Source organism: Mesorhizobium jarvisii (genome assembly GCF_003601985.1).
GTDB lineage: Bacteria > Pseudomonadota > Alphaproteobacteria > Rhizobiales > Rhizobiaceae > Mesorhizobium > Mesorhizobium jarvisii.
This window is the reverse complement of record NZ_QZXA01000001.1, coordinates 540,547-558,538: the sequence shown is the minus strand read 5'-3', so window position 1 is coordinate 558,538 and position 17,992 is coordinate 540,547. Positions and strand designations below refer to the sequence as shown.

The 17,992-nt window shown below is 63.9% G+C and carries 16 protein-coding genes and 1 pseudogene; 10 read left to right on the top strand and 7 right to left on the bottom strand.

Translation table 11 applies throughout. The features are described 5' to 3' along the window. Positions 1–8: 8 nt before the first annotated feature. Complete coding sequence (locus D3242_RS02730) at positions 9–185, bottom strand: hypothetical protein (RefSeq protein WP_223217961.1); 177 nt, start codon at positions 183–185, stop codon at positions 9–11. Here D3242_RS02730 and D3242_RS02725 point away from each other — a divergent pair. Further along, a pseudogene (locus tag D3242_RS02725) lies at positions 171–368 on the top strand (SDR family oxidoreductase); the annotation flags it as partial. The gene D3242_RS02730 and the pseudogene D3242_RS02725 overlap by 15 nt on opposite strands. A 54-nt stretch (positions 369–422) precedes the next feature. Here the strand turns inward: D3242_RS02725 and D3242_RS02720 are convergent. Beyond that, positions 423–1,706 (bottom strand): NAD(P)/FAD-dependent oxidoreductase, encoded by a 1,284-nt coding sequence (locus D3242_RS02720; protein ID WP_064983399.1) that lies wholly within the window; start codon positions 1,704–1,706, stop codon positions 423–425. A gap of 167 nt (positions 1,707–1,873) precedes the next feature. Then, the gene (locus D3242_RS02715; protein WP_171880422.1) at positions 1,874–3,016 is read right to left on the bottom strand and encodes a histidinol-phosphate transaminase; all 1,143 of its coding nucleotides are present in this window, start codon (positions 3,014–3,016) and stop codon (positions 1,874–1,876) included. A gap of 195 nt (positions 3,017–3,211) precedes the next feature. Between D3242_RS02715 and D3242_RS02710 the strand changes: the two genes are divergently transcribed. From D3242_RS02710 to D3242_RS02675, 8 genes are all read left to right on the top strand, one after another. Beyond that, entirely contained in the window at positions 3,212–3,985 is a 774-nt protein-coding gene (locus tag D3242_RS02710) for an SDR family NAD(P)-dependent oxidoreductase (RefSeq protein ID WP_064983398.1), read from the top strand. Between the two features lie 80 nt (positions 3,986–4,065). After that, complete coding sequence (gene hisD, locus D3242_RS02705; protein WP_064983397.1) at positions 4,066–5,388, top strand: histidinol dehydrogenase; 1,323 nt, start codon at positions 4,066–4,068, stop codon at positions 5,386–5,388. A 15-nt stretch (positions 5,389–5,403) separates the two neighbouring features. After that, positions 5,404–6,429, top strand: a complete 1,026-nt coding sequence (locus tag D3242_RS02700) for a zinc-dependent alcohol dehydrogenase (protein WP_064983395.1) — start codon at positions 5,404–5,406, stop codon at positions 6,427–6,429. Between the two features lie 31 nt (positions 6,430–6,460). Further along, a complete protein-coding gene (gene hutC / locus D3242_RS02695; RefSeq protein WP_019856675.1) occupies positions 6,461–7,192 on the top strand; it encodes a histidine utilization transcriptional repressor HutC in 732 nt (243 codons plus the stop codon). A gap of 108 nt (positions 7,193–7,300) precedes the next feature. Further along, on the top strand, positions 7,301–8,605 hold the full coding sequence (locus D3242_RS02690; protein ID WP_064983393.1) for a hypothetical protein: 1,305 nt from the start codon (positions 7,301–7,303) through the stop codon (positions 8,603–8,605). A gap of 215 nt (positions 8,606–8,820) precedes the next feature. Further along, on the top strand, positions 8,821–9,828 hold the full coding sequence (locus D3242_RS02685) for an ABC transporter substrate-binding protein (protein WP_027046561.1): 1,008 nt from the start codon (positions 8,821–8,823) through the stop codon (positions 9,826–9,828). Between the two features lie 28 nt (positions 9,829–9,856). Then, a complete protein-coding gene (locus D3242_RS02680) occupies positions 9,857–10,720 on the top strand; it encodes an ABC transporter permease (protein WP_019856678.1) in 864 nt (287 codons plus the stop codon). Between the two features lie 10 nt (positions 10,721–10,730). Continuing rightward, positions 10,731–11,513 (top strand): ABC transporter ATP-binding protein, encoded by a 783-nt coding sequence (locus D3242_RS02675; protein WP_064983595.1) that lies wholly within the window; start codon positions 10,731–10,733, stop codon positions 11,511–11,513. A gap of 37 nt (positions 11,514–11,550) precedes the next feature. Here D3242_RS02675 and D3242_RS02670 read toward each other — a convergent pair whose 3' ends face one another. Beyond that, on the bottom strand, positions 11,551–11,868 hold the full coding sequence (locus tag D3242_RS02670; RefSeq protein ID WP_064983392.1) for a hypothetical protein: 318 nt from the start codon (positions 11,866–11,868) through the stop codon (positions 11,551–11,553). 111 nt (positions 11,869–11,979) lie between these two features. Continuing rightward, positions 11,980–12,480 (bottom strand): hypothetical protein, encoded by a 501-nt coding sequence (locus tag D3242_RS02665; protein WP_064983390.1) that lies wholly within the window; start codon positions 12,478–12,480, stop codon positions 11,980–11,982. Positions 12,481–12,637: 157 nt separating this feature from the next. On the opposite strand from D3242_RS02665, the gene D3242_RS02660 reads away from it, so the two are divergent. Continuing rightward, positions 12,638–14,083: a DHA2 family efflux MFS transporter permease subunit gene (locus D3242_RS02660; RefSeq protein ID WP_064983389.1), complete on the top strand. Its 1,446-nt coding sequence runs from the start codon at positions 12,638–12,640 to the stop codon at positions 14,081–14,083. Positions 14,084–14,127: 44 nt separating this feature from the next. Here the strand turns inward: D3242_RS02660 and D3242_RS02655 are convergent, their stop codons facing one another. Together D3242_RS02655 and D3242_RS02650 are read right to left on the bottom strand one after the other, a co-directional pair. Continuing rightward, entirely contained in the window at positions 14,128–16,020 is a 1,893-nt protein-coding gene (locus D3242_RS02655) for an ABC transporter ATP-binding protein (RefSeq protein ID WP_081296035.1), read from the bottom strand. Continuing rightward, the gene (locus D3242_RS02650; RefSeq protein WP_064983385.1) at positions 16,020–17,876 is read right to left on the bottom strand and encodes an ABC transporter ATP-binding protein; all 1,857 of its coding nucleotides are present in this window, start codon (positions 17,874–17,876) and stop codon (positions 16,020–16,022) included. The genes D3242_RS02655 and D3242_RS02650 overlap by 1 nt, the downstream gene beginning before the upstream one ends. Between the last annotated feature and the right edge of the window lie 116 nt (positions 17,877–17,992).

The window sequence follows — 17,992 nt, the reverse complement described above, 5'->3', positions numbered from 1 at the left end:
CGCGCGGGCTAATCCCGCAACAGGTCGAACATCAGCTTGAAGAAGCGGTCGGCATCGACTTCGTGAGCGATGCGCGCATTGTCCTTCTCGCCGCGCTCGCCCCAGAAATCGGCAACCGTCGCGCCGAAAGCATAGGTGCCGGACAGATCGACGCCGATGGCGATTTCAAGAGCAGCGTCCAGCATTTCGCCGACCGCATCCCGCTGCGCCGCATTGGCCAGCCGGACGATGTCGCGGCCGCCGTGGCCTTCCTCGCCTCGGACGAGGCAAGGCACGTCACCGGCGTCGACTGGCTGATCGACGGCGGCCAGACATTGCAGAGCTGGGCCAACGCGCCGGCCGGCGACGCGTTTCCGAAGTATCGCTAGTTAGGAGCAGCTTTTCCAACCTCACGAGCCGTCAGGTCGGTCGAACGCTTCGCGTCAGAGGCCGAACCGGTCCTTCAGCCGCCCCGACAGGATCGCGGCCTTCACCCCGAGCGGCCAGAGGCGGTGGAACCGGATTGGCTCGAGCGCCGATATCGGCATGGGAAACGGCGACGTCTCGCGGCCTTGCAGCCGTTGCGCCAGGGCAGCGCCCATCGCCGAGGCCATGGCGACGCCGCGACCGTTGTAGCCAAGGCATATCAGCACGCCGTCCTCCGGCTCGTGAATGTGCAGCAGATGGTCCTTGGTGATCGCGACCCGGCCGTTCCAGCCATGCGTCCAGCGTGCTCCGGAGAGCGCCGGCCACAGCCGCAGCGCATAGTCGGTGAGGTAGCGGATGGCGGCAGCATCGCCGATCGGCTTCATCGGTCCCCGGCCGCCCATGAGAAGACGGTTCTGCGCGTCGATGCGGTAGTACACGGTGATATTGCCGGCTTCGTAGACGACCGGCCTTTCAGGGAGAATTGCGGCCGCGGCTGCCGGCGCAAGCGGTTCGGTCGCCGCGATCGCGCTGAACACCGGAACAACCGACTGCTCCAGGCCCGGCCACAGGGCTCCGGTATAGCCGTTGGTTGCCACAAGCACCTTCTCGGCGCTGACCGAGCCGTTGGCGGTTTTGAAGACCCATCGTCCAGCCTCTCGCTTCAGCGAAAGCACTTCGCTGCCACCGAAAATCCGCGCGCCAGCGTTCCGCGCGGCGGCTGCCAGGCCGATCGTGTATTTCAGGGGATGGAGGTCGCCGCCGCGGGCGTCGAACATGCCGGCTATGTATCTGCCGGTACCGGTTCGTGTCGCCATCGCCTGTGCATCCAGCATGCTGACCGGCATGCCCCGCCGCTCGCATTGCGCGGCCGTGGTTCGCACCGCGGCTTCCGGCTTCGGCCGGATGGCCGCGCGGATCGTGCCATTCTGCCGGGCCTCGCAGGCGATCGACAGGCGCCGGATGAGGCCGAAGGTGAAATCCGGCGCGCCGTAGGAGAAATCGATCATCCGCGGCCCAAGGTCGGGGCCGAACATCGCCTCGATCGTGTCGGGATCGTATTTGAGGCCGGGATTGACCTGGCCGCCATTCCTGCCCGAAGCGCCCCAGCCCGGCTGGGCCGCTTCCAGCACGGCAACGTCGTCGCCCGCTTCCGCCAAATGCAAGGCGGTGGAAAGGCCGGTGAAGCCGCCGCCGACAATGGCGACCCTTGCCCGCTGCGCCCCGGCAAGGGCAGGGTAATTGCCGGTCCCTCCGGCCGTTTCGCGGTAGAGGCTTTTCGGTGGGTTGCTCTCAAGCATGCTGGGTATCGTCAAGGTGGCTGGAGAGGAACACGGGCCCGAGAGGCTGGATGGAAGCCGTTGGCCGAAAGCGATGCGCCACTTGCGAAAACTCCATATTGGGAACGGCAGACCGTCCAATATCGTGCCCGGTGCGCGCCAGGCAATTCAGCATGGCTTTCGGGAAATCACAACAACAGCGGCGACAGCGCCGCCATGAAGTGGTCGTTCTCCGCTGGCGAGCCGATGCTGACACGCACATAGCTGTCGAAATCTTGTTGCTTCCAGGGTTTGACGATGACGCCTTCGCGCAGCAGGCCCTCGGCGAAGGCGGAGGCATTTTGCCGGCAGTTGAAGAACAGGAAATTGCCGCGGGAAGGGGCGACGTCGAGGCCCATGTTCCGGAGGAAACTCTCGACCCGCGTTCTTTCCGCCTTGGCAAGCGCGACGACCCTTGCAAGGTGTTCCTCGTCCGCCAACGCCGCCAGCGCGGCGGCTTGTGCCATGCCATTGGCGTTGAATGGTGTGCGTACCCTGTCGAGCAGGGCGCGCAATTCCGGGTCGCCGGCGATGCCGAAGCCGATCCGCAATCCGGCGAGCCCGAACGCCTTGGAAAATGTCCGCAGCACGATCCAGGGTCGGTCGCGTTTGCGGAGGTAAGGCAGCGACGAGGCATAGTCGTCGCCTTCCGCATATTCGGCATAGGCTTCGTCGACGACGATCAGCGTCTCGTCGCCGGCCGCATCCAGAACCTTCGACAGGTCGCCGGCGGACAGCCAGCTGCCGACCGGGTTCATCGGGTTGGAGAACAGTAGCATGCGGGGCCGCTCGCGCACCGCCTCGATCAGGGCATCGACATTGATGGTGAGGTCGTTGTTGACGGTCACTCGTTTGACGCTCGCGCCCATCAGCGTCGCATAGTCCTCGTGCAGCGGGAACGATGGATAGAGCGTGACGACGGTATCGCCGGGCCTCAGCACGGCACGGCTGATGACGGACAGAAGGTCCTCCGAGCCATTGCCGAGGATGATCTGGTCCTCGCCGAATCCATATCTGGCGGCGATCGCCTGGCGCAGTTCGCGCCCGGCCGGATCCGGATAGAGCCGGAACATCTCGGCGCCGGCCTGCACCATCGTGGCCAGCGTCGGGCTCGGGCCGAGGGGGTTTTCATTCGACCCCAGCTTGGCGATCCTGGCCGGAGCATATCGTTGCATGACTTCGGCGATGGTCAGTCCGGAATTGTAAGGCGACAAGCGCGTGACTTCGGTTCGGACCATGTCTGATGCTCTCGACACGAGCGGGCTCCTCTGCGGTCGGCCGACGGACCCCATCATCGACCGGGTTCGCAAACACTGGGTTTCGCCGCATCGTTCCCGGGGTGAGTCAGGTCATTGACAGGCGCACTGGTGCAGCGAATTTTTGCTAGAAGTAGCGCAGCCGAAATTGTTTGTATATGCTTGTATATGTAACTTGATCTGGTAGTCTCGCTATCGGAACGGAAGCGCGACACCGGCAAGGAGGATCACATGCGCAATGCTTCTCTGTTCGATCTCGCCGGCAGGAAAGCGCTTGTCACCGGCGCCAGCCGCGGAATCGGCCGCAGCATCGCCGAAGCGTTGAGCGCTGCCGGCGCCGACGTCGCGGTCACCGCGCGCAGCCTGGCGTCCCTCGATGAGGTCACGGCGGCGCTCCGCGCGGCCGGCGGGGTTGCGCATGCCGTCGCTCTCGACGTCACCGATGTCAACCGCTGCCGGACGGCCACCGCCGAGGCTGCGGGCCTGCTTGGCGGTCTCGACATCCTCGTCAACAATGCCGGAATGGAAGAGGTCAGGCCCTCTCTCGACGTCGACGAAGCGCTGTGGGACCGGATCATCGACACCAATCTCAAGGGGGCGTTCTTCTGCGCCCAGGCGGCCGCGCTGCAGATGCGGGATGCCGGGCATGGCGGCGCCATCATCAATCTCTGCTCACTGACATCAGAAGTCGGCATTCCCACCGCGGTGCCCTATGGTTCGTCGAAGTCGGGCCTGCTCGGCATGACCAGGGCGCTGGCGGCGGAGTGGGCGGGTCTCGGCATCAGGGTCAACGCCATCGCCCCGGGTTACTTCCGGACGGCGATGACCGATGTGTTCTACAGCAACGAGGCATGGCAGCAGTCCATGCTCGCCAAGATCCCGCAGCACCGTTTCGGCGATCTCGGCGACCTGCACGGCGTTGCCGTCTTCCTTGCCTCGGATGCGGCGGCCTACATAACCGGCCAGTCCATTCCGGTGGATGGCGGCTTCCTGGCATCGATTTGAGGCAGCGCTAAAGGTTCGAAATCAACGTCTTGCGCAACGTAACCGGCCGGCGCGTTGCGTTCCAACAAAGAGGAATATCCATGTCCGACGTCAGCTTCCACGATCTGTCATCGCTCGACGCCACCCAGCGGTCCAGCCTGCTGAAGCGCGCCGAGGCCGATCTGTCGGTCTTCGTCGAAAAGGTCCGCCCGATCATCCAGGCCGTCAAGGACGAGGGTGACGCCGCGCTGATCCGCTTCGCCAGGGAGCTCGACAAGGCCAATGTCGCCGAAGGCGGACTGCAGGTGTCGGAAGCCGAGTTCGATGCGGCCTTCGACAAGGTCGAGAAGGATGTCGTGGAAAGCATCGGCTTCGGCATAGACAACATCAGGCGTTTCCATGAGGAGCAGAAGCCGGAAACGATGTGGCTCAAGGAAGTTCGGCCGGGCGCCTATGCCGGCGACCGCTATACGCCGATCGCCTCAGTCGCGCTCTATGTGCCGCGCGGCAAGGGCGCCTTCCCGTCGGTGACGATGATGACATCAGTTCCGGCGGTCATTGCCGGTGTGCCGCAGATCGCCATCGTGACGCCAGCGACATCGGATGGTTCGGTGGATGCGGCGACCCTGGTCGCGGCTCGTCTCGCCGGCGTGCAAACCGTCTACAAATGCGGCGGCGCCCATGCCGTCGCCGCCGTCGCCTACGGCACCGAGACGGTGAAGCCGGCGCTCAAGATCGTCGGCCCCGGCAGCCCATGGGTGGTGGCGGCGAAGAGCGTACTGTCCTCGGTCATTAACACAGGGCTTCCGGCCGGACCGTCGGAAGCCATCATCTTTGCCGATGACAGTATCGACGGCGGCCTTGCCGCGCTCGATCTGCTGATCGAGGCCGAGCACGGACCGGATTCCTCGGCCTATCTGGTGACGCACAGCCGCAAGGTCGCCGAGGTAGCGCTCGCTGCGCTCCCGCAACACTGGTCGCGGATGACCGAACAGCGTGTGGAATTCTCGCGCGCGGTGCTGACCGGCAAGCGCGGTGGCATCGTACTGACAGCGTCGCTGGAAGACAGTTACCGCTTCATCAACGACTATGCGCCCGAACATCTGGAAATCCTGTCGAAGGAGCCGTTCGCGCATCTCGGGCACATCACCGAGGCGGCCGAGATCCTCATGGGTCCGCACACGCCGGTGACGCTTGCCAACTTCGTCCTTGGGCCGAATGCCGTGCTGCCGACCAGCCGCTGGGCGCGGACCTATGGGCCGCTTTCGGTGACGGATTTCGTCAAGCGCTCGTCGGTCGGCTATGTCACCTCGGCCGCCTATCCGGAATTGGCGAAGCACGCCCGCAGGCTCGCCCGCTACGAGGGCTTCAGCTCGCACGAAAACGCCGTCTCGGAAATCCGCGACCGCTACCTCGCCGGCTGAACGGAGACGATCGCGATGAAGGCAGCACGGCTTTATGGACCCGGCGATCTGCGCGTGGAGCACATTGCCCCGCCAGGCATTCCGGATGCCGGCTGGGTGAAGCTCAGGGTCGATGCCGCCGGCATCTGCGGTTCGGACCTGCACAATTTCCGCACCGGCCAATGGATAAGCCGCTCGCCTTCGACGGCCGGCCACGAGCTGACCGGCACGGTGACAGCGCTCGGCGAGGGCGTCGACACCGTCGCCGTCGGCGACAGGGTGGTTGCCGATTCCCGCTTCTGGTGCGGGGAATGCGCGCAATGCCGCGCCGGCAGGCGCCATCTCTGCGCTTCGCTGGGCTTCGTCGGCGAAGTCTGCGACGGCGGCTTCGCCGAACAGGCGGTGTTGCCCGCACGCTTGCTGCATGTTGTCGATGCAGCACTTGACGAACGGGTTGCCGCGATGGCCGAGCCGCTCGCGGTGGCGCTGCACGCAGTACGGCGTCTGCCCAAGACGGCAGGTTCGGTGCTTGTCGTCGGCTGCGGGCCGATCGGCGGTCTCGCCGCGCTGCTGCTGTCTCGAAGCTTCGCCGGCACGGTGCTTGTTGCCGACCGCAACCAGGCCCGCTGCGCCCGCGTGGCGCGGGTGACCGGCGCAACAATCGTCGACCTCGACCGCGATGCCATTGCCGCCGCCACCGCCAATGCTCCGCTCCTGGCGGCCGTGGAGGCGACCGGCAGCATCGCCGCATTCACTCAGTTGCTCGGCGTTCTCGATTCCGGCAGCGCGGTGGCGATGGTCGGCATCTTCCACGGCCGTCTCGACATCGACCCCAACGTTCTGGTCGAACGCGAGATCGCGCTGCTGGGGTGCCATGCCTTCGCCGACGAACTGCCCGACGCCGTGCGGATGCTGGGTGAATTGAGCGAACCGTTGCTCGCCCTGATCGATCGCGAGATCGGTCTCGACGATATTCCGGCCACTTATGAGCGGCTGTTGGCGGGGCAAAGCGACGGCTTGAAAACAATCATCCGCATGCGGCAACCTGTTGAGCCGGCGTGATTTCCGATAAATTGCCGGAAAGGATTTTGAAATGATCGATTTGCCCGATACGGCGAGCCCCCTTTACGAGAAGGTGAAGGACTACATCCTGACCAACATCGGAACGGGCCGGTGGGGCAAGGATCGCAAGCTGCCGTCCGAGAATGAGCTGGTGGTTTCGCTTGGTGTCTCGCGCATGACGGTCCACCGGGCCTTGCGGGAACTGACCGCGGCGGGGTTCCTGATCCGGCTGCAAGGCGTCGGCACCTTCATCGCGCCGCCCCGGCCGCAATCGACGCTGATCGAGATCAACAACATCGCGGCCGAGATCGTCGAGCGTGGCAACAGGCATCGCTCCGAAGTCCTCGTGCTGGAAACCATCATGCCGACCAAGGAGCTCGCTTTGTCCTTCGAGTTCCCAAAGCGCGTCGCGATCTATCACTCGGTCGTCGTCAATTTCGAGAACGACTTGCCGGTGCAGTTGGAAGAGCGCTTCGTCAATCCGAGCCTGATCCCCGACTACGACAAGCAGGATTTTTCGAAGACGGCGACCTACGACTACCTCATGCAGAAAACCCCGGTGACCGAGGTCGAGCATATCATCTCGGCGATCCCGGCCGACGCCGAGACGGCGCGGCATCTCAATATCGATGTCGGCAGCTGCTGTCTGTTTTTGCACCGTCGCACATGGACGGGCGCGATCGTCGCCACCATCAGCAAGCTGACCTATGCCGGCAGCCGCTATTCGCTCGGCAGCCGCTATTCCCCTTCCAAGACCAACTGACGGCAGCAGGGCTACCGCAGTTCGCAGAGGTTTTCCATAGATGTATGTACATGTATTGATGAGCACGATTTCACTCTCGGCTGACGGCCTGACCCGAGGCGACGATCGATGACACAGACACCGAGCCGTACGGCGCGGATCCGCACGCTCGCGCAGCATGATGTCGGCGAGGCGCAACGCGCGCTGGCGGCGCTGCTGGGCGACCTGTTCGGGATGACCCCAAGCAATGTCCGCATCAATGTCGACAAATACAGCCTCAATTCGTTGAACGGCTTCTTCGACAGCGAGGGCCAGGCCTATTTCTTCAAGTTTCACCAGGAGGAACGCGAAGAGGGCATGACCGGCGAATACTACCGGGCCGAGATCCTGTCGCGTGCCGGCCTGCCGGTCGACCAGCCTGTCCATATGTCCGCTCAGCCCGGCGAGCAGATCCTTGTCTATCGGCGCCGCACGGATCCGAGATTCTCGGATGTCCTGTTCGCGCTGGATGTTGAGGACGATGCCGGCAAGCGGCGCGAGGCGGTTCTCGCCGAGCGCGACCTGTCCGCCAGGCTGCTCGAGGTCTATCTCGAGAAGCTGCATCCGGTGACTGTCGCGGAGGTCTCGGCGGAGCCGATCCACCGGCTGTTTTATGAGCGGCTGGTCGACGCCGATACGCGGTCGTCGCCGGGCGGCCGGCTGGCGGATTTCTACGTTGGCAAGCCGTTTGTCTTTCCGGGCATGGAACTTGGCTGGGATCGGTTCTCCCGGCTGAAATTCGTCATCAACGGCCAGCTTTACACCAGCAGCATCGGCGAACTTTTCGACGCTGCTGCGGCGCGCTTGCGGCCGGACCGGCTAGCCGATGCCGGCGGCGTGGTCGCGCATGGCGACGCCCACAATGCCAATGTCTGGTACACGGAAGAAGCGGGGAGGGCGGAGCTGTCCTTCTTCGATCCTGCTTTTGCCGGCTCGCATATCCCGACGCTGCTGGCCGAGGTGAAGGCCACCTTCCACAACATCTTCGCCCATCCGTTCTGGCTCTACGATCCGGCCATCGCGACGGAGACTTTTCGCGCACGGGCGCGGCTGGAAGGAAATCTGCTCCTTGTCGACACGGACTGGGATTTGAGCCCGGTTCGCCGCGACCTGCTGGAGGTCAAGGCCACCGCTTTGTGGCGACCCTTGCTGCTCGAGCTCAAGCGGCGCGGCATGCTGCCGGCGGATTGGCGGGCGGTCCTGCGCTCAGGGCTTTTCCTGTCGCCGACCCTGGTCATGAACCTGCGCGCCGGCGCGCGCAGCCACACGCCGGTGTCTTCTCTCATCGCCTTTTCAGTCGCGGCCATGGTCGGCAGCGAGCCCGATGCCGGGGCCGATCGGGTGACCGATTTCCTCGACTTGATCGATCCTGAAAGCGCGAGCGGATGCGCCTGATCCACGAGGGAAATTGAGCCGTGCCAACTTGTATATGCATGTATGTATTTTAGCCTTGACATCCGCTCCCGCTGACGCTGAAATATCCCTGCACTTCACCACGAAGTGGTGGGCAAGACGCCGAGGCACAGTGCCGCAAGAGCAGAAACCCGCAGTCTCACCAGACCGGATGCCTGGGAAAAAAGCGGTCTGATCATCAAGGGGAACTTGAGATGATGCGTAACCTAGCAGGACAATTTCGCGCGCTCATGATGGCCGCCGCCATCGGGCTCGCCGCCGCGCCAGTGGCCCACGCCGCCGATGCGGCCATTCCCACGACGCCAGAGGCAGGACCGTTCAAGATAGGCATCGAGCCCTGGCTCGGCTATGGCCAGTGGCACGTCGCCGACGCCAAGGGCCTGTTCAAGACGAATGGCTTGTCGGACGTCCAGATCGTCAACTTCGCCGAGGACAAGGATATCAACGCCGCTTTGGCCAGCGGCCAGCTCGACGCCGCCAATATCGCGACCCACACGGCGATGGGCATGGTGGCCGCCGGCCTGCCGGTGAAGATCGTGCTGCTGCTCGATGTCTCGATGACGGCCGACGCCATCATCGCCGGCAAGGACGTCACCTCCATCGCCGACCTCAAGGGCAAGCAGGTTGCTTTCGAAGAAGGCACGACCAGCGACATCCTGCTCAAATACGCGCTCGCCAAGAATGGCATGTCGATCGCCGACGTTCAGCCGGTTCCGATGCCTGCCTCCGACGCCGGCGGCGCCTTGATCGCCGGCCGCGTGCCGGTCGCTGTCACCTACGAGCCCTACCTCACCGTCGCCATGGCGCAGAACAAGGACGTCAAGCTGCTGTTTTCCGCCGGCGAGGACCCCGGCCTGATCAGCGACGTGCTGGTGGTGCGCGACGAGGTCATCAAGTCGCGGCCCGGCCAGGTGCTGGCCATGATCAAGAGCTGGGACGCCGCACTCAAGGATTACAATGCAGACACACCCGGCGGCCGCGCCATCATCGCCAAGGCGGTCGGTTCCGACGTCAAGGACCTCAACACCGCTTTCGACGGCGTGCGCTACTATTCGCTTGCCGAAAACAAGACGGCGCTGACCGGCGATTTCACCACCAAGACATTCGCCGACGTCGAAGCTGCCGCCAAGAACGCCAAGCTGCTCCAGGCCGACGTGACGCCCGAGCAGATGATCGACCCGTCCTTCGTCAAGGCGGCGCAATGATAGAGGCCGGATCGCGGTGGTAGCGCAGATGTCAGCGGATCCCCCCGCGAAAACCGGCCCGGCGCGCTCCGCGCCAAAGGCGGCCACGAAACAGGCGAGGCGCCGCCGCTCCTCCGGGATCGGCGCGCCCATCGCCAGGTCGCGTTTCCTGATGATCGCGGTGGCCGTCTTTGTCGGGCTTGGCCTCGCCTGGTGGGCGGCGACCGGGCTGGAATGGGTAAAGCCCATCTTCCTGCCGTCGCCCGGCAGTGTTGCGACCCAGATCGCCAAGCTCGCCGCTGACGGCACGCTGTGGCTGGACCTCACCGCCTCGGCGTATCGCATTTCCATCGGTTTCCTCATCGCCTCGGCACTGTCGATCCCGATCGGCGTGCTGATCGGCAGCTTCCGCTCCTGGGAGGCTGGTATCGAGCCGCTGGTGGATTTCATCCGCTACATGCCGGTTGTCGCTTTCGTGCCGCTCTCCATATTGTGGGCAGGTACCGGCGATACGCAGAAATTCCTGATCATCTTCATCGGCACTTTCTTCCAGCAGGTGCTGATGGTCATGGACAATGTGAAACGGGTTCCCGCCGATTTCATCGGCCTTGGCCGCACGCTCGGCCTGCCGGACCGCAAGATCCTGACGCGCATCGTCGTGCCCAGCGCCCTGCCGGGTATCTGGGATACGCTGCGCATCAGCCTCGGCTGGGCATGGACCTGGCTGGTGCTGGCCGAACTTGTCGCGGCGACATCTGGCCTCGGCTATCGCATTACCGTGTCGCAGCGCTATTTCCAGACCAACACCATCATTGGTTACATCCTGCTCCTCGGCGTGCTTGGTCTCATCACCGACCAGGTCATGAAGGCGCTGGAAAAGGTTCTGTTTCGCCAGGATGGCCATTCGCAATGAGGAACCGCCGATGACTGTTCCCAAATTGCGCATCGCCGGCCTCGACAAGAGCTTCGGCACGGGCGAGCGGCGCACTGAAGTGCTGCGCGACATCAATCTCGATCTCGCCGACAATGAGTTCGTCTCGCTCGTCGGCACGTCGGGGTGCGGCAAGAGCACGCTGCTGTCGATCGTTGCCGGACTGCAGGACTTCGACGCCGGCGATCTCAGCATCGATGGCGCGCCGATCCTGCAGCCGGGTCTCGACCGCGGCGTCGTCTTCCAGTCCTACACGCTGCTGCCCTGGCTGACGGCGCGGCAGAACATCGAGTTCGCCCTCAAGGCCGCCGGCTACGATCGCACGGCCTGCCGCGAGATTGCGCTTGAGCATCTCGACCTCGTCAAGCTGTCGCAAAGCGCCGACCGCTTTCCGTCCGAACTGTCGGGCGGCATGAAGCAGCGCGTCGCCATTGCGCGCGCGCTGTCCTATCGGCCGAAGATGCTGCTGATGGATGAACCGTTCGGCGCGCTCGATGCCTTGACCCGGCACCAGATGCAGGAACTGCTGACCCAGATTTGGGAGGAACACAAGCTGACCGTTCTCTTCGTCACGCATGATGTGGAGGAGGCGGTCTATCTGTCGGACCGCATCGTCGTCATGGGGATCGGGCCGGGACGCATCATGCAGACCTTCAACGTCGACATCGAGCGGCCGCGCCGGGAAGAGGTGATGGAGACCCCGGCCTTCATGGATCTGCAACGCGGCGTGCACAAGGCGATCCGCGAGGCGTCAAGACGTCCTGAAATGGCGTAGCCCTCGAGCCCTCGCGGCTACCATGGCCCGACAAAGGTCAGAGCATTCCGAAGGGGCCATAATAGTAGGGGCGGTATGGGACACATAGGCCGAGCGCCAGCTGGACCGGTCCGCAATAATCGTAGTAGCCGCCATAATAGCCGCCTCGCCAGCCGCCGCCAGCCCAATGGCGGCCGTGTCCGCGGTGAAAGGCGTATCTATGCCCGCCACCGAAATGGCGGCCGCGGAAAGGCCCCATGGCATGACCGCCGCCATGGTGCCTGACGACCGCGGCGTCGGCCATGGTTGCAAATGAAGTCGTACCTGCCGCCAATGCCAGCGCAACGGAGCTTGCGAACACCAATTGCTTTTTCATGAGCGTTACTCCTGTTTTGTTGCGATATTGCGCATGGGAGAAAAACGGCCGCCTCACTGCACACGTTCCTTCACGAAATCGGGACGGAGAGTCGCTCTGCATGGTCAGCAATCAGGGGCCGTGGGGACCGCATAGGTCGAGTGTCCACGCGATGGTCCCGCAGAAGTCACCGGCGTAGCCGTGATAACTGCCGTAGCCATTGTAGTCGCTGTCCATCCGGCCATAGTTGCTGCCCCAATTGTCGCCAGTCCAATCGCGGCCAACCCAGCCGCCGTGGCCAGCGTGTCGGCCATGTGCGGCGTGCGCATGGCCGCCGTGCGCAACGGTGAGGTGGACAAAGTGGTGCCTGACGACGGCGGCGTCGGCGACGGTGGCAAACGCTATCGTGCTCGTGGCCAAGGTCAGCAGCATGGAACTGATGGATACGAGTCGCCTTTTCATGTAAATGTCTCCTTTCCGTTCCAAGGATATGGGGAAGAAAGCCGTCTCTCGCCGGACACGTTCCTTCACGAAATCGGGACGGATGCTTGCGGGACCGTGCAGTGTCTTCAGGCGATCTCGCGACACCATCGCCTCCTTGCCGACGTCCGGCCCACTCACGGCGCCGGTCAAGATTTGTTGACTTCCGGCAAGGTGGAAATCGCTACCCCTGACCTATTTGTCGGACCATAAGACGGCCGTGCGACCAGACTCCGGCTGGCTGGCACGTAGGGCAATCTTGCCTTTGAACTGGATGCGCTGCTTTGGCTACAGAATATAAGCCGCTCGCATGACGGAATTTGCTGCAGCATTGGAACAGCCTCAATTCGCCACCGAGCGTGATCCAAGGCTGAGGCTGATCATTCCGATCATTGTCGCCATCGCCTTCCTGATGGAGCAGCTCGATTCCACCATCATCACCACCGCGATTCCGGCCATCGCGCACAGCCTCGACACGACGCCGGTCCGGCTGAACCTTGCGATCACCACCTACATTCTGACGCTCGTTGTGTTCATTCCCGTCAGCGGCTGGTTCGCCGACAGGTTCGGCGCGCGAAAAGTGTTCGCGCTGGCGCTGTTCACCTTCACCCTTGGCTCGGCACTGTGCGGTGTGGCCAACAGTTTCGGCATGCTGCTGGCCATGCGTGCGCTGCAAGGGTTGGGCGGGGCCATGATGACGCCGGTCGGCCGGTTGATCCTGCTGCGCAGCTTTCCGCGCAGCGGGCTGATCACCGCCATGACCTACATGACCTTGCCCGCCATCATGGGGCCGGTCATCGGGCCGCTGCTCGGCGGCCTGCTGACCACCTACGCCTCGTGGCGCTGGATATTCTATGTCAACGTGCCGTTCGGCTGCCTCGGCATTCTGGCCGCGCTGCGCTTTGTCGACGATTTTCACGAGGAGGCGGTGCAGCGCTTCGACTTCGCAGGGTTCCTGATGGTGGGATGCGGTGTGGCACTGCTGCAATTCGGGCTGGAAAACATCGGCCGGCCGATCATTCCCGTTTCAGCCACAGTGCTGGTGCTGGCCGCTTCCGTCCTGCTGCTGCTCGCCTTCGGGCGCTATGCGCGCCGCGTCGCGGCGCCGGCCGTTGACCTGACGCTGTTTCGGTTTCGCTCCTTCTGGGTCGGCACGCTGGCCGGCGGCCTGTGCCGCGTCGGCCTCAACGGCGTGCCGTTCCTCCTGCCGCTGATGCTGCAGCTCGGCTTCGGCATGAGCCCGGTCACTTCGGGCTCGCTGACATTCGTGGGCAGCTTCGGCGCCTTGCTCATGCGGCCGCTGCTGTCGCCGCTGCTGCGGCGGTTCGGCTTCAGCGCCGTGCTGATCGGCAGCGCGGTCGTCGGCTCCGCCACCGTGGCGGGGTTCGCCCTGATGGGGCCTGATACGCCGCATTGGACGATCGGCGTCTACGTCTTCCTGTTCGGCATCGTCCGCTCGGCGCAGTTCATGACCTCCAACACCTTGTCCTACGCCGATCTGCCGGCGGACAAGCTCAGCCGCGCCACCAGCCTTGGTGGCGTGCTGCAGCAGCTCAGCGTTTCGCTTGGTGTCTCGATCGCCGCCATGCTGCTGGGCCTGATCGCGGGGGAGACCCATGTGCTTACGCCGGAGCGCTTTCACCAGGTGTTCCTGCTGACCGCGATCATCCCGTTGATCTCCATTCCCGGCTTTCTGTATCTGCGCGCCGAGGATGGCGTGCAGGTCAGCGGTCACATCAGGGGATCTCGCAGATAGGTTCTTTCAGGAGGGCAGCGGAGGTTCGAACCCGCCCGCACCGCTCACGTCGCTTTGCCGAGCGCCGCGTCCATTCCCATTTCTTCTTCGGAAATGTCGTCGAACGAAGCGTAGTTCATGTTGTAGAGCCGGGCGTAGAGGCCCTTCCTCAGCATCAGCTGTTCGTGGTTGCCGCTTTCGACGATCTCGCCATTCTGCAGCACGATGATGCGGTCGGCGCCGCGGATGGTGGCGAGTCGATGGGCGATGACCAGCCCGGTGCGGCCCTCCAGCAGGGTAATCAGCGCCCTCTGGATCAGCATCTCGGTGTAGGAATCGATGCTGGCCGTGGCCTCGTCGAGCACCAGGATCTTGGCGTCGGCGACCAGCGCGCGCGCGAAACTGATGAGCTGTCGCTGGCCGAGCGAGAGGTTGCCGCCGCGCTGTTCGAGCTCGGTATCGTAGCCGCCGGGTAGTTGCTCGATGAAGTCGTGCGCGCCGACGGCCTGTGCCGCGCGAACCACTTCTTCGCGGCTGGCTGATGTCTTGTGGTAGCGGATGTTCTCCAGCACGGTGCCGGAGAACAGGAACGGCTCCTGCAGCACCATGGCTACTTGGTCGCCGAGTGAATCCTGCGTCAGGTCACGCACATCGTGACCGCCGACAAGGACTTGCCCCGACCAGACATCGTAGAAGCGGTGCACCAGCGCCATCGAACTCGACTTGCCCGATCCCGTCGGGCCGACAAGCGCGACGGTCTCGCCAGGATTGACGCGGAAGAAGATGTTCTTCAGCACCGGCTGGTTCGGCCGATAGCCGAAGGTGACGTTCCTGAACTCGACCGAGCCGTCCGTATCGCGCGACAAGGCCACCGCATTGTCCTTGTCGCTGACATCCACCGGCACGTCGAGCACTTCGGAGATGCGCTGGCCCGAAGCCATGGCGCGCTGCATGACGCTGTACTGCATGGTGAGCGAGCGGATCGGGTCGAAGAAGCGCTGGATGTAGAACAGGAACGCCACCATGACGCCGACATCAAGGCTGTGCGACAGCACCATAGAACCGCCGACGACAATGACCGTCGCCATGGCGATGCCAGTCAGCGTGTCGACGATCGGCACCATCACCTGCGCGTATCGAGCCGACCGCAGATGGGCGTTGAGGTTGGCCAGCACCTTTTCGTCATAGAGGTCGAAATTGACGTGCTGGCGTTCCAGGCTCTGCACGGTGCGCACGCCATGGATGCCTTCGGCGAGTGCCCCGTTGGCGATGGAATTGGTTTCGTGCGCCGCCATGAAGGCGACCTTGGCGCGCGGCAGCCAGAACAGCCGCACGATGAACAGCATCGGCATGGTCGACAGCGTCAGCAGTCCGAGCCGGAAATCGAGCCACAGCAGAACGGTGACGATACCGAACAGCAGCACGATGTCGCCCACCGACATCACCGATGTCTCGAGGAATTCCTGCATCGAATTGACGTCGCCCTGCAGGCGCGACATCAGCCGGCCGACCTCGGTCTTGTCCATGAAGCTGAGCGACACGAGCTGCAGATGGCTGAACATGGCGCGGCGCAGGTCGGAAAGCACGTTCTCCGCCACCTTGCCGACGACGCTTTCCTGCACATAACTGGCGGCATAGTTGATCAGGATGATCACGGTGAAGGTGACGATCGCGGAGATCATCACCGAGCGGTCGAGCCGGCCCGGAGCCATGCCGTGGTCGATGGCGTAACGGATGACCAGCGGGATCGCCAGCTGCGTCAGCGTGAACACCAGCACCGCCGCCACCGAGATGAAGATCCGGCCCTGATAGGGTCTGACGAAGCTCCAGATGCGTCTGACGATGCGCGGATCATAGGCCTTGCCGAAAACCTCTTCCTCGTCGCGATGCGAGCCGACGACGGCCTTGGTCGGCCGCCCGCTTTTGTCGTCCTTCTCGTCGTCGTCCTGCGTCGACATCATGCGGCTCCCTCGAGCCGGTCGTCGTCCGGCCGCAGCTGCAGGTCGTAAAGCGCGCGGTAGCGTCCGCCCAGCGCCAGCAGTTCCTCATGCGTGCCGCGCTCGACGATGCGGCCGCCCTCGACGAACAGGATCTGGTCGGCATGCATCAGCGAACTCAACCGGTGCGAGATGATCAGCGTCACGCGATCCTTGGCGAAGCGCTTCATCGCCGCGCGGATACGCTGCTCGGTGCCGGCATCGATTGCCGCGGTGGAATCGTCGAAGACCAGAACCGATGGCCGCAGCATCAGGCTGCGCGCAATGGTCAGGCGCTGCCGTTGGCCGCCGGAAAGCGAGGCGCCGCGCTCGCCGACGACCGTGGTGTAGCCGGCCGGAAGCCCGATAATATAGTTGTGCAACTGCGCATATTCGGCGGCCTGTCCGATGCGGGTCTCGCGCGCCCAGGGGTTGCCATAGGCGATGTTGTTCTCGATCGAGGTGGTGAACAGGAACGCATCCTGCTGCACCACGCCGACCACCTTGCGCAGCGATTGCAGCGTGACCTTGCTTATATCCTGGCCGTCGATGGTGATCGCGCCGGAGGTGACGTCGTAGAAGCGCGGGATCAAATGCGCGATGGTCGACTTGCCGCTGCCCGGCGGGCCGACAATGCCGACCGTCTCGCCGGGCTTCGCCTCGAAGGATATGCCGGACAGGGTCGGACGGCCGCCCGCGCCCTCATAGCGGAAGCCGACATCATCGAAGCGCAGCACGCCATCGGTGATGACGAGCTCCCTGGCGTCGGGCGCATCCTCGATGTCGAGTTCGGTGTCGAGCAGTTCGAACAGCCGCGTGCCGCAGGTCGAGGCGCGCGCGAAGGAATTGACCATCAGGCCAAGCTGGCGCACCGGCATTTGCAGGATGGTCATGAAGGTGAGGAACTGCGCCAGCGTACCGACGCTGATCTGGCCCGCGATCACCTTCTGGCCGCCAAACCACAGCACCAGCCCCATGGCGGCCAGGAAGGAAAAGTTCATGGCGCTGGTGTTGGCGACGCGGATGTCGACGCGCTGATTGGCCAGCTCCAGCGCGTCCTGCTTGGCGCGGTCGAATTTCTTGAGCTCATGGCGCTGCGCCGCGAAGGCACGCACGACACGGATGCCGCCAAGATTCTCGTCCATCACCCGGCTCAGCACCGACAGCCGCTCCTGCAGCGTCAGCCAGGTGCTGCGCAATCTGAGCTGTGTCACCGAGGAACGCCAGGCGACGAACGGCACGAAGCTGAGGCTGAGCAGGCCGAGCACGAGATCGGTGCTTATCAAGAGATAGGCGCCGACGCCGATCAGCACGCCGAGCAGCACCACGCGCAGGATGCCTGTGGAAAAGAACATGCGCACGCCGTCGAGGTCGAGCAGCCCGAGCGTGATCAGGTCGCCGGTATGGACCTTGTCGTGGAAGGAGAAGCTCAGCCGCTGGATCTTCTCGTAGAAGGCGAGCCGCAATTCATAGCCGGTCTGATGGCCGACGGCCTCGCCAAAATAGTTCTGCGCCATGGTGAAGAGGCCGCGCAGGATGCTGACGACCAGCAGGGTCAGCGCCGTGTGCCACAGTGCCTGTTCTGCCGCGGTGCCGGCGCCCGCGGCGATCACGCCTTGCGCCTGGTCGATGGCGCGCCCCAGCAGGCGTGGGATGAAAAGCTGCAGCGTCGCGGCGATGAAGGTCGAGACCAGCGTGATGGCGACCTGCCAGGGATGGCGCAGCGTCATGCGCACGATGCGCAGCAAGGTGCTGAGGCCCTTGCCCCAGGAGGCTTCCGCCACATGGGCAAACGATTTGCCGCGCTTCGCCGCGCCGCTGGTTGCATCCGTCGGCAAGGAAATATCCAGTCCAATCCGGACATTAGCCCGGACGCATGAAGCAGACTCAGTTCTGATGACGCAATGTTACGCGTGTCGGACTTGACCCTTCAAGGGGCCAATGGCGGCATCGC

What these genes read in the sequence shown, in the direction of transcription:
- D3242_RS02685 (WP_027046561.1), top strand. Translation starts at nt 8,821, where the DNA reads ATGCGTAACCTAGCAGGACAATTTCGCGCGCTCATGATGGCCGCCGCC.
- D3242_RS02690 (WP_064983393.1), top strand. Translation starts at nt 7,301, where the DNA reads ATGACACAGACACCGAGCCGTACGGCGCGGATCCGCACGCTCGCGCAG.
- D3242_RS02700 (WP_064983395.1), top strand. Translation starts at nt 5,404, where the DNA reads ATGAAGGCAGCACGGCTTTATGGACCCGGCGATCTGCGCGTGGAGCAC.
- D3242_RS02720 (WP_064983399.1), bottom strand. Translation starts at nt 1,706, where the DNA reads ATGCTTGAGAGCAACCCACCGAAAAGCCTCTACCGCGAAACGGCCGGA.
- D3242_RS02655 (WP_081296035.1), bottom strand. Translation starts at nt 16,020, where the DNA reads ATGTCGACGCAGGACGACGACGAGAAGGACGACAAAAGCGGGCGGCCG.
- D3242_RS02730 (WP_223217961.1), bottom strand. Translation starts at nt 185, where the DNA reads ATGCTGGACGCTGCTCTTGAAATCGCCATCGGCGTCGATCTGTCCGGC.
- D3242_RS02715 (WP_171880422.1), bottom strand. Translation starts at nt 3,016, where the DNA reads ATGGGGTCCGTCGGCCGACCGCAGAGGAGCCCGCTCGTGTCGAGAGCA.
- hisD (WP_064983397.1), top strand. Translation starts at nt 4,066, where the DNA reads ATGTCCGACGTCAGCTTCCACGATCTGTCATCGCTCGACGCCACCCAG.
- D3242_RS02710 (WP_064983398.1), top strand. Translation starts at nt 3,212, where the DNA reads ATGCGCAATGCTTCTCTGTTCGATCTCGCCGGCAGGAAAGCGCTTGTC.
- D3242_RS02675 (WP_064983595.1), top strand. Translation starts at nt 10,731, where the DNA reads ATGACTGTTCCCAAATTGCGCATCGCCGGCCTCGACAAGAGCTTCGGC.
- hutC (WP_019856675.1), top strand. Translation starts at nt 6,461, where the DNA reads ATGATCGATTTGCCCGATACGGCGAGCCCCCTTTACGAGAAGGTGAAG.
- D3242_RS02670 (WP_064983392.1), bottom strand. Translation starts at nt 11,868, where the DNA reads ATGAAAAAGCAATTGGTGTTCGCAAGCTCCGTTGCGCTGGCATTGGCG.
- D3242_RS02660 (WP_064983389.1), top strand. Translation starts at nt 12,638, where the DNA reads ATGACGGAATTTGCTGCAGCATTGGAACAGCCTCAATTCGCCACCGAG.
- D3242_RS02680 (WP_019856678.1), top strand. Translation starts at nt 9,857, where the DNA reads ATGTCAGCGGATCCCCCCGCGAAAACCGGCCCGGCGCGCTCCGCGCCA.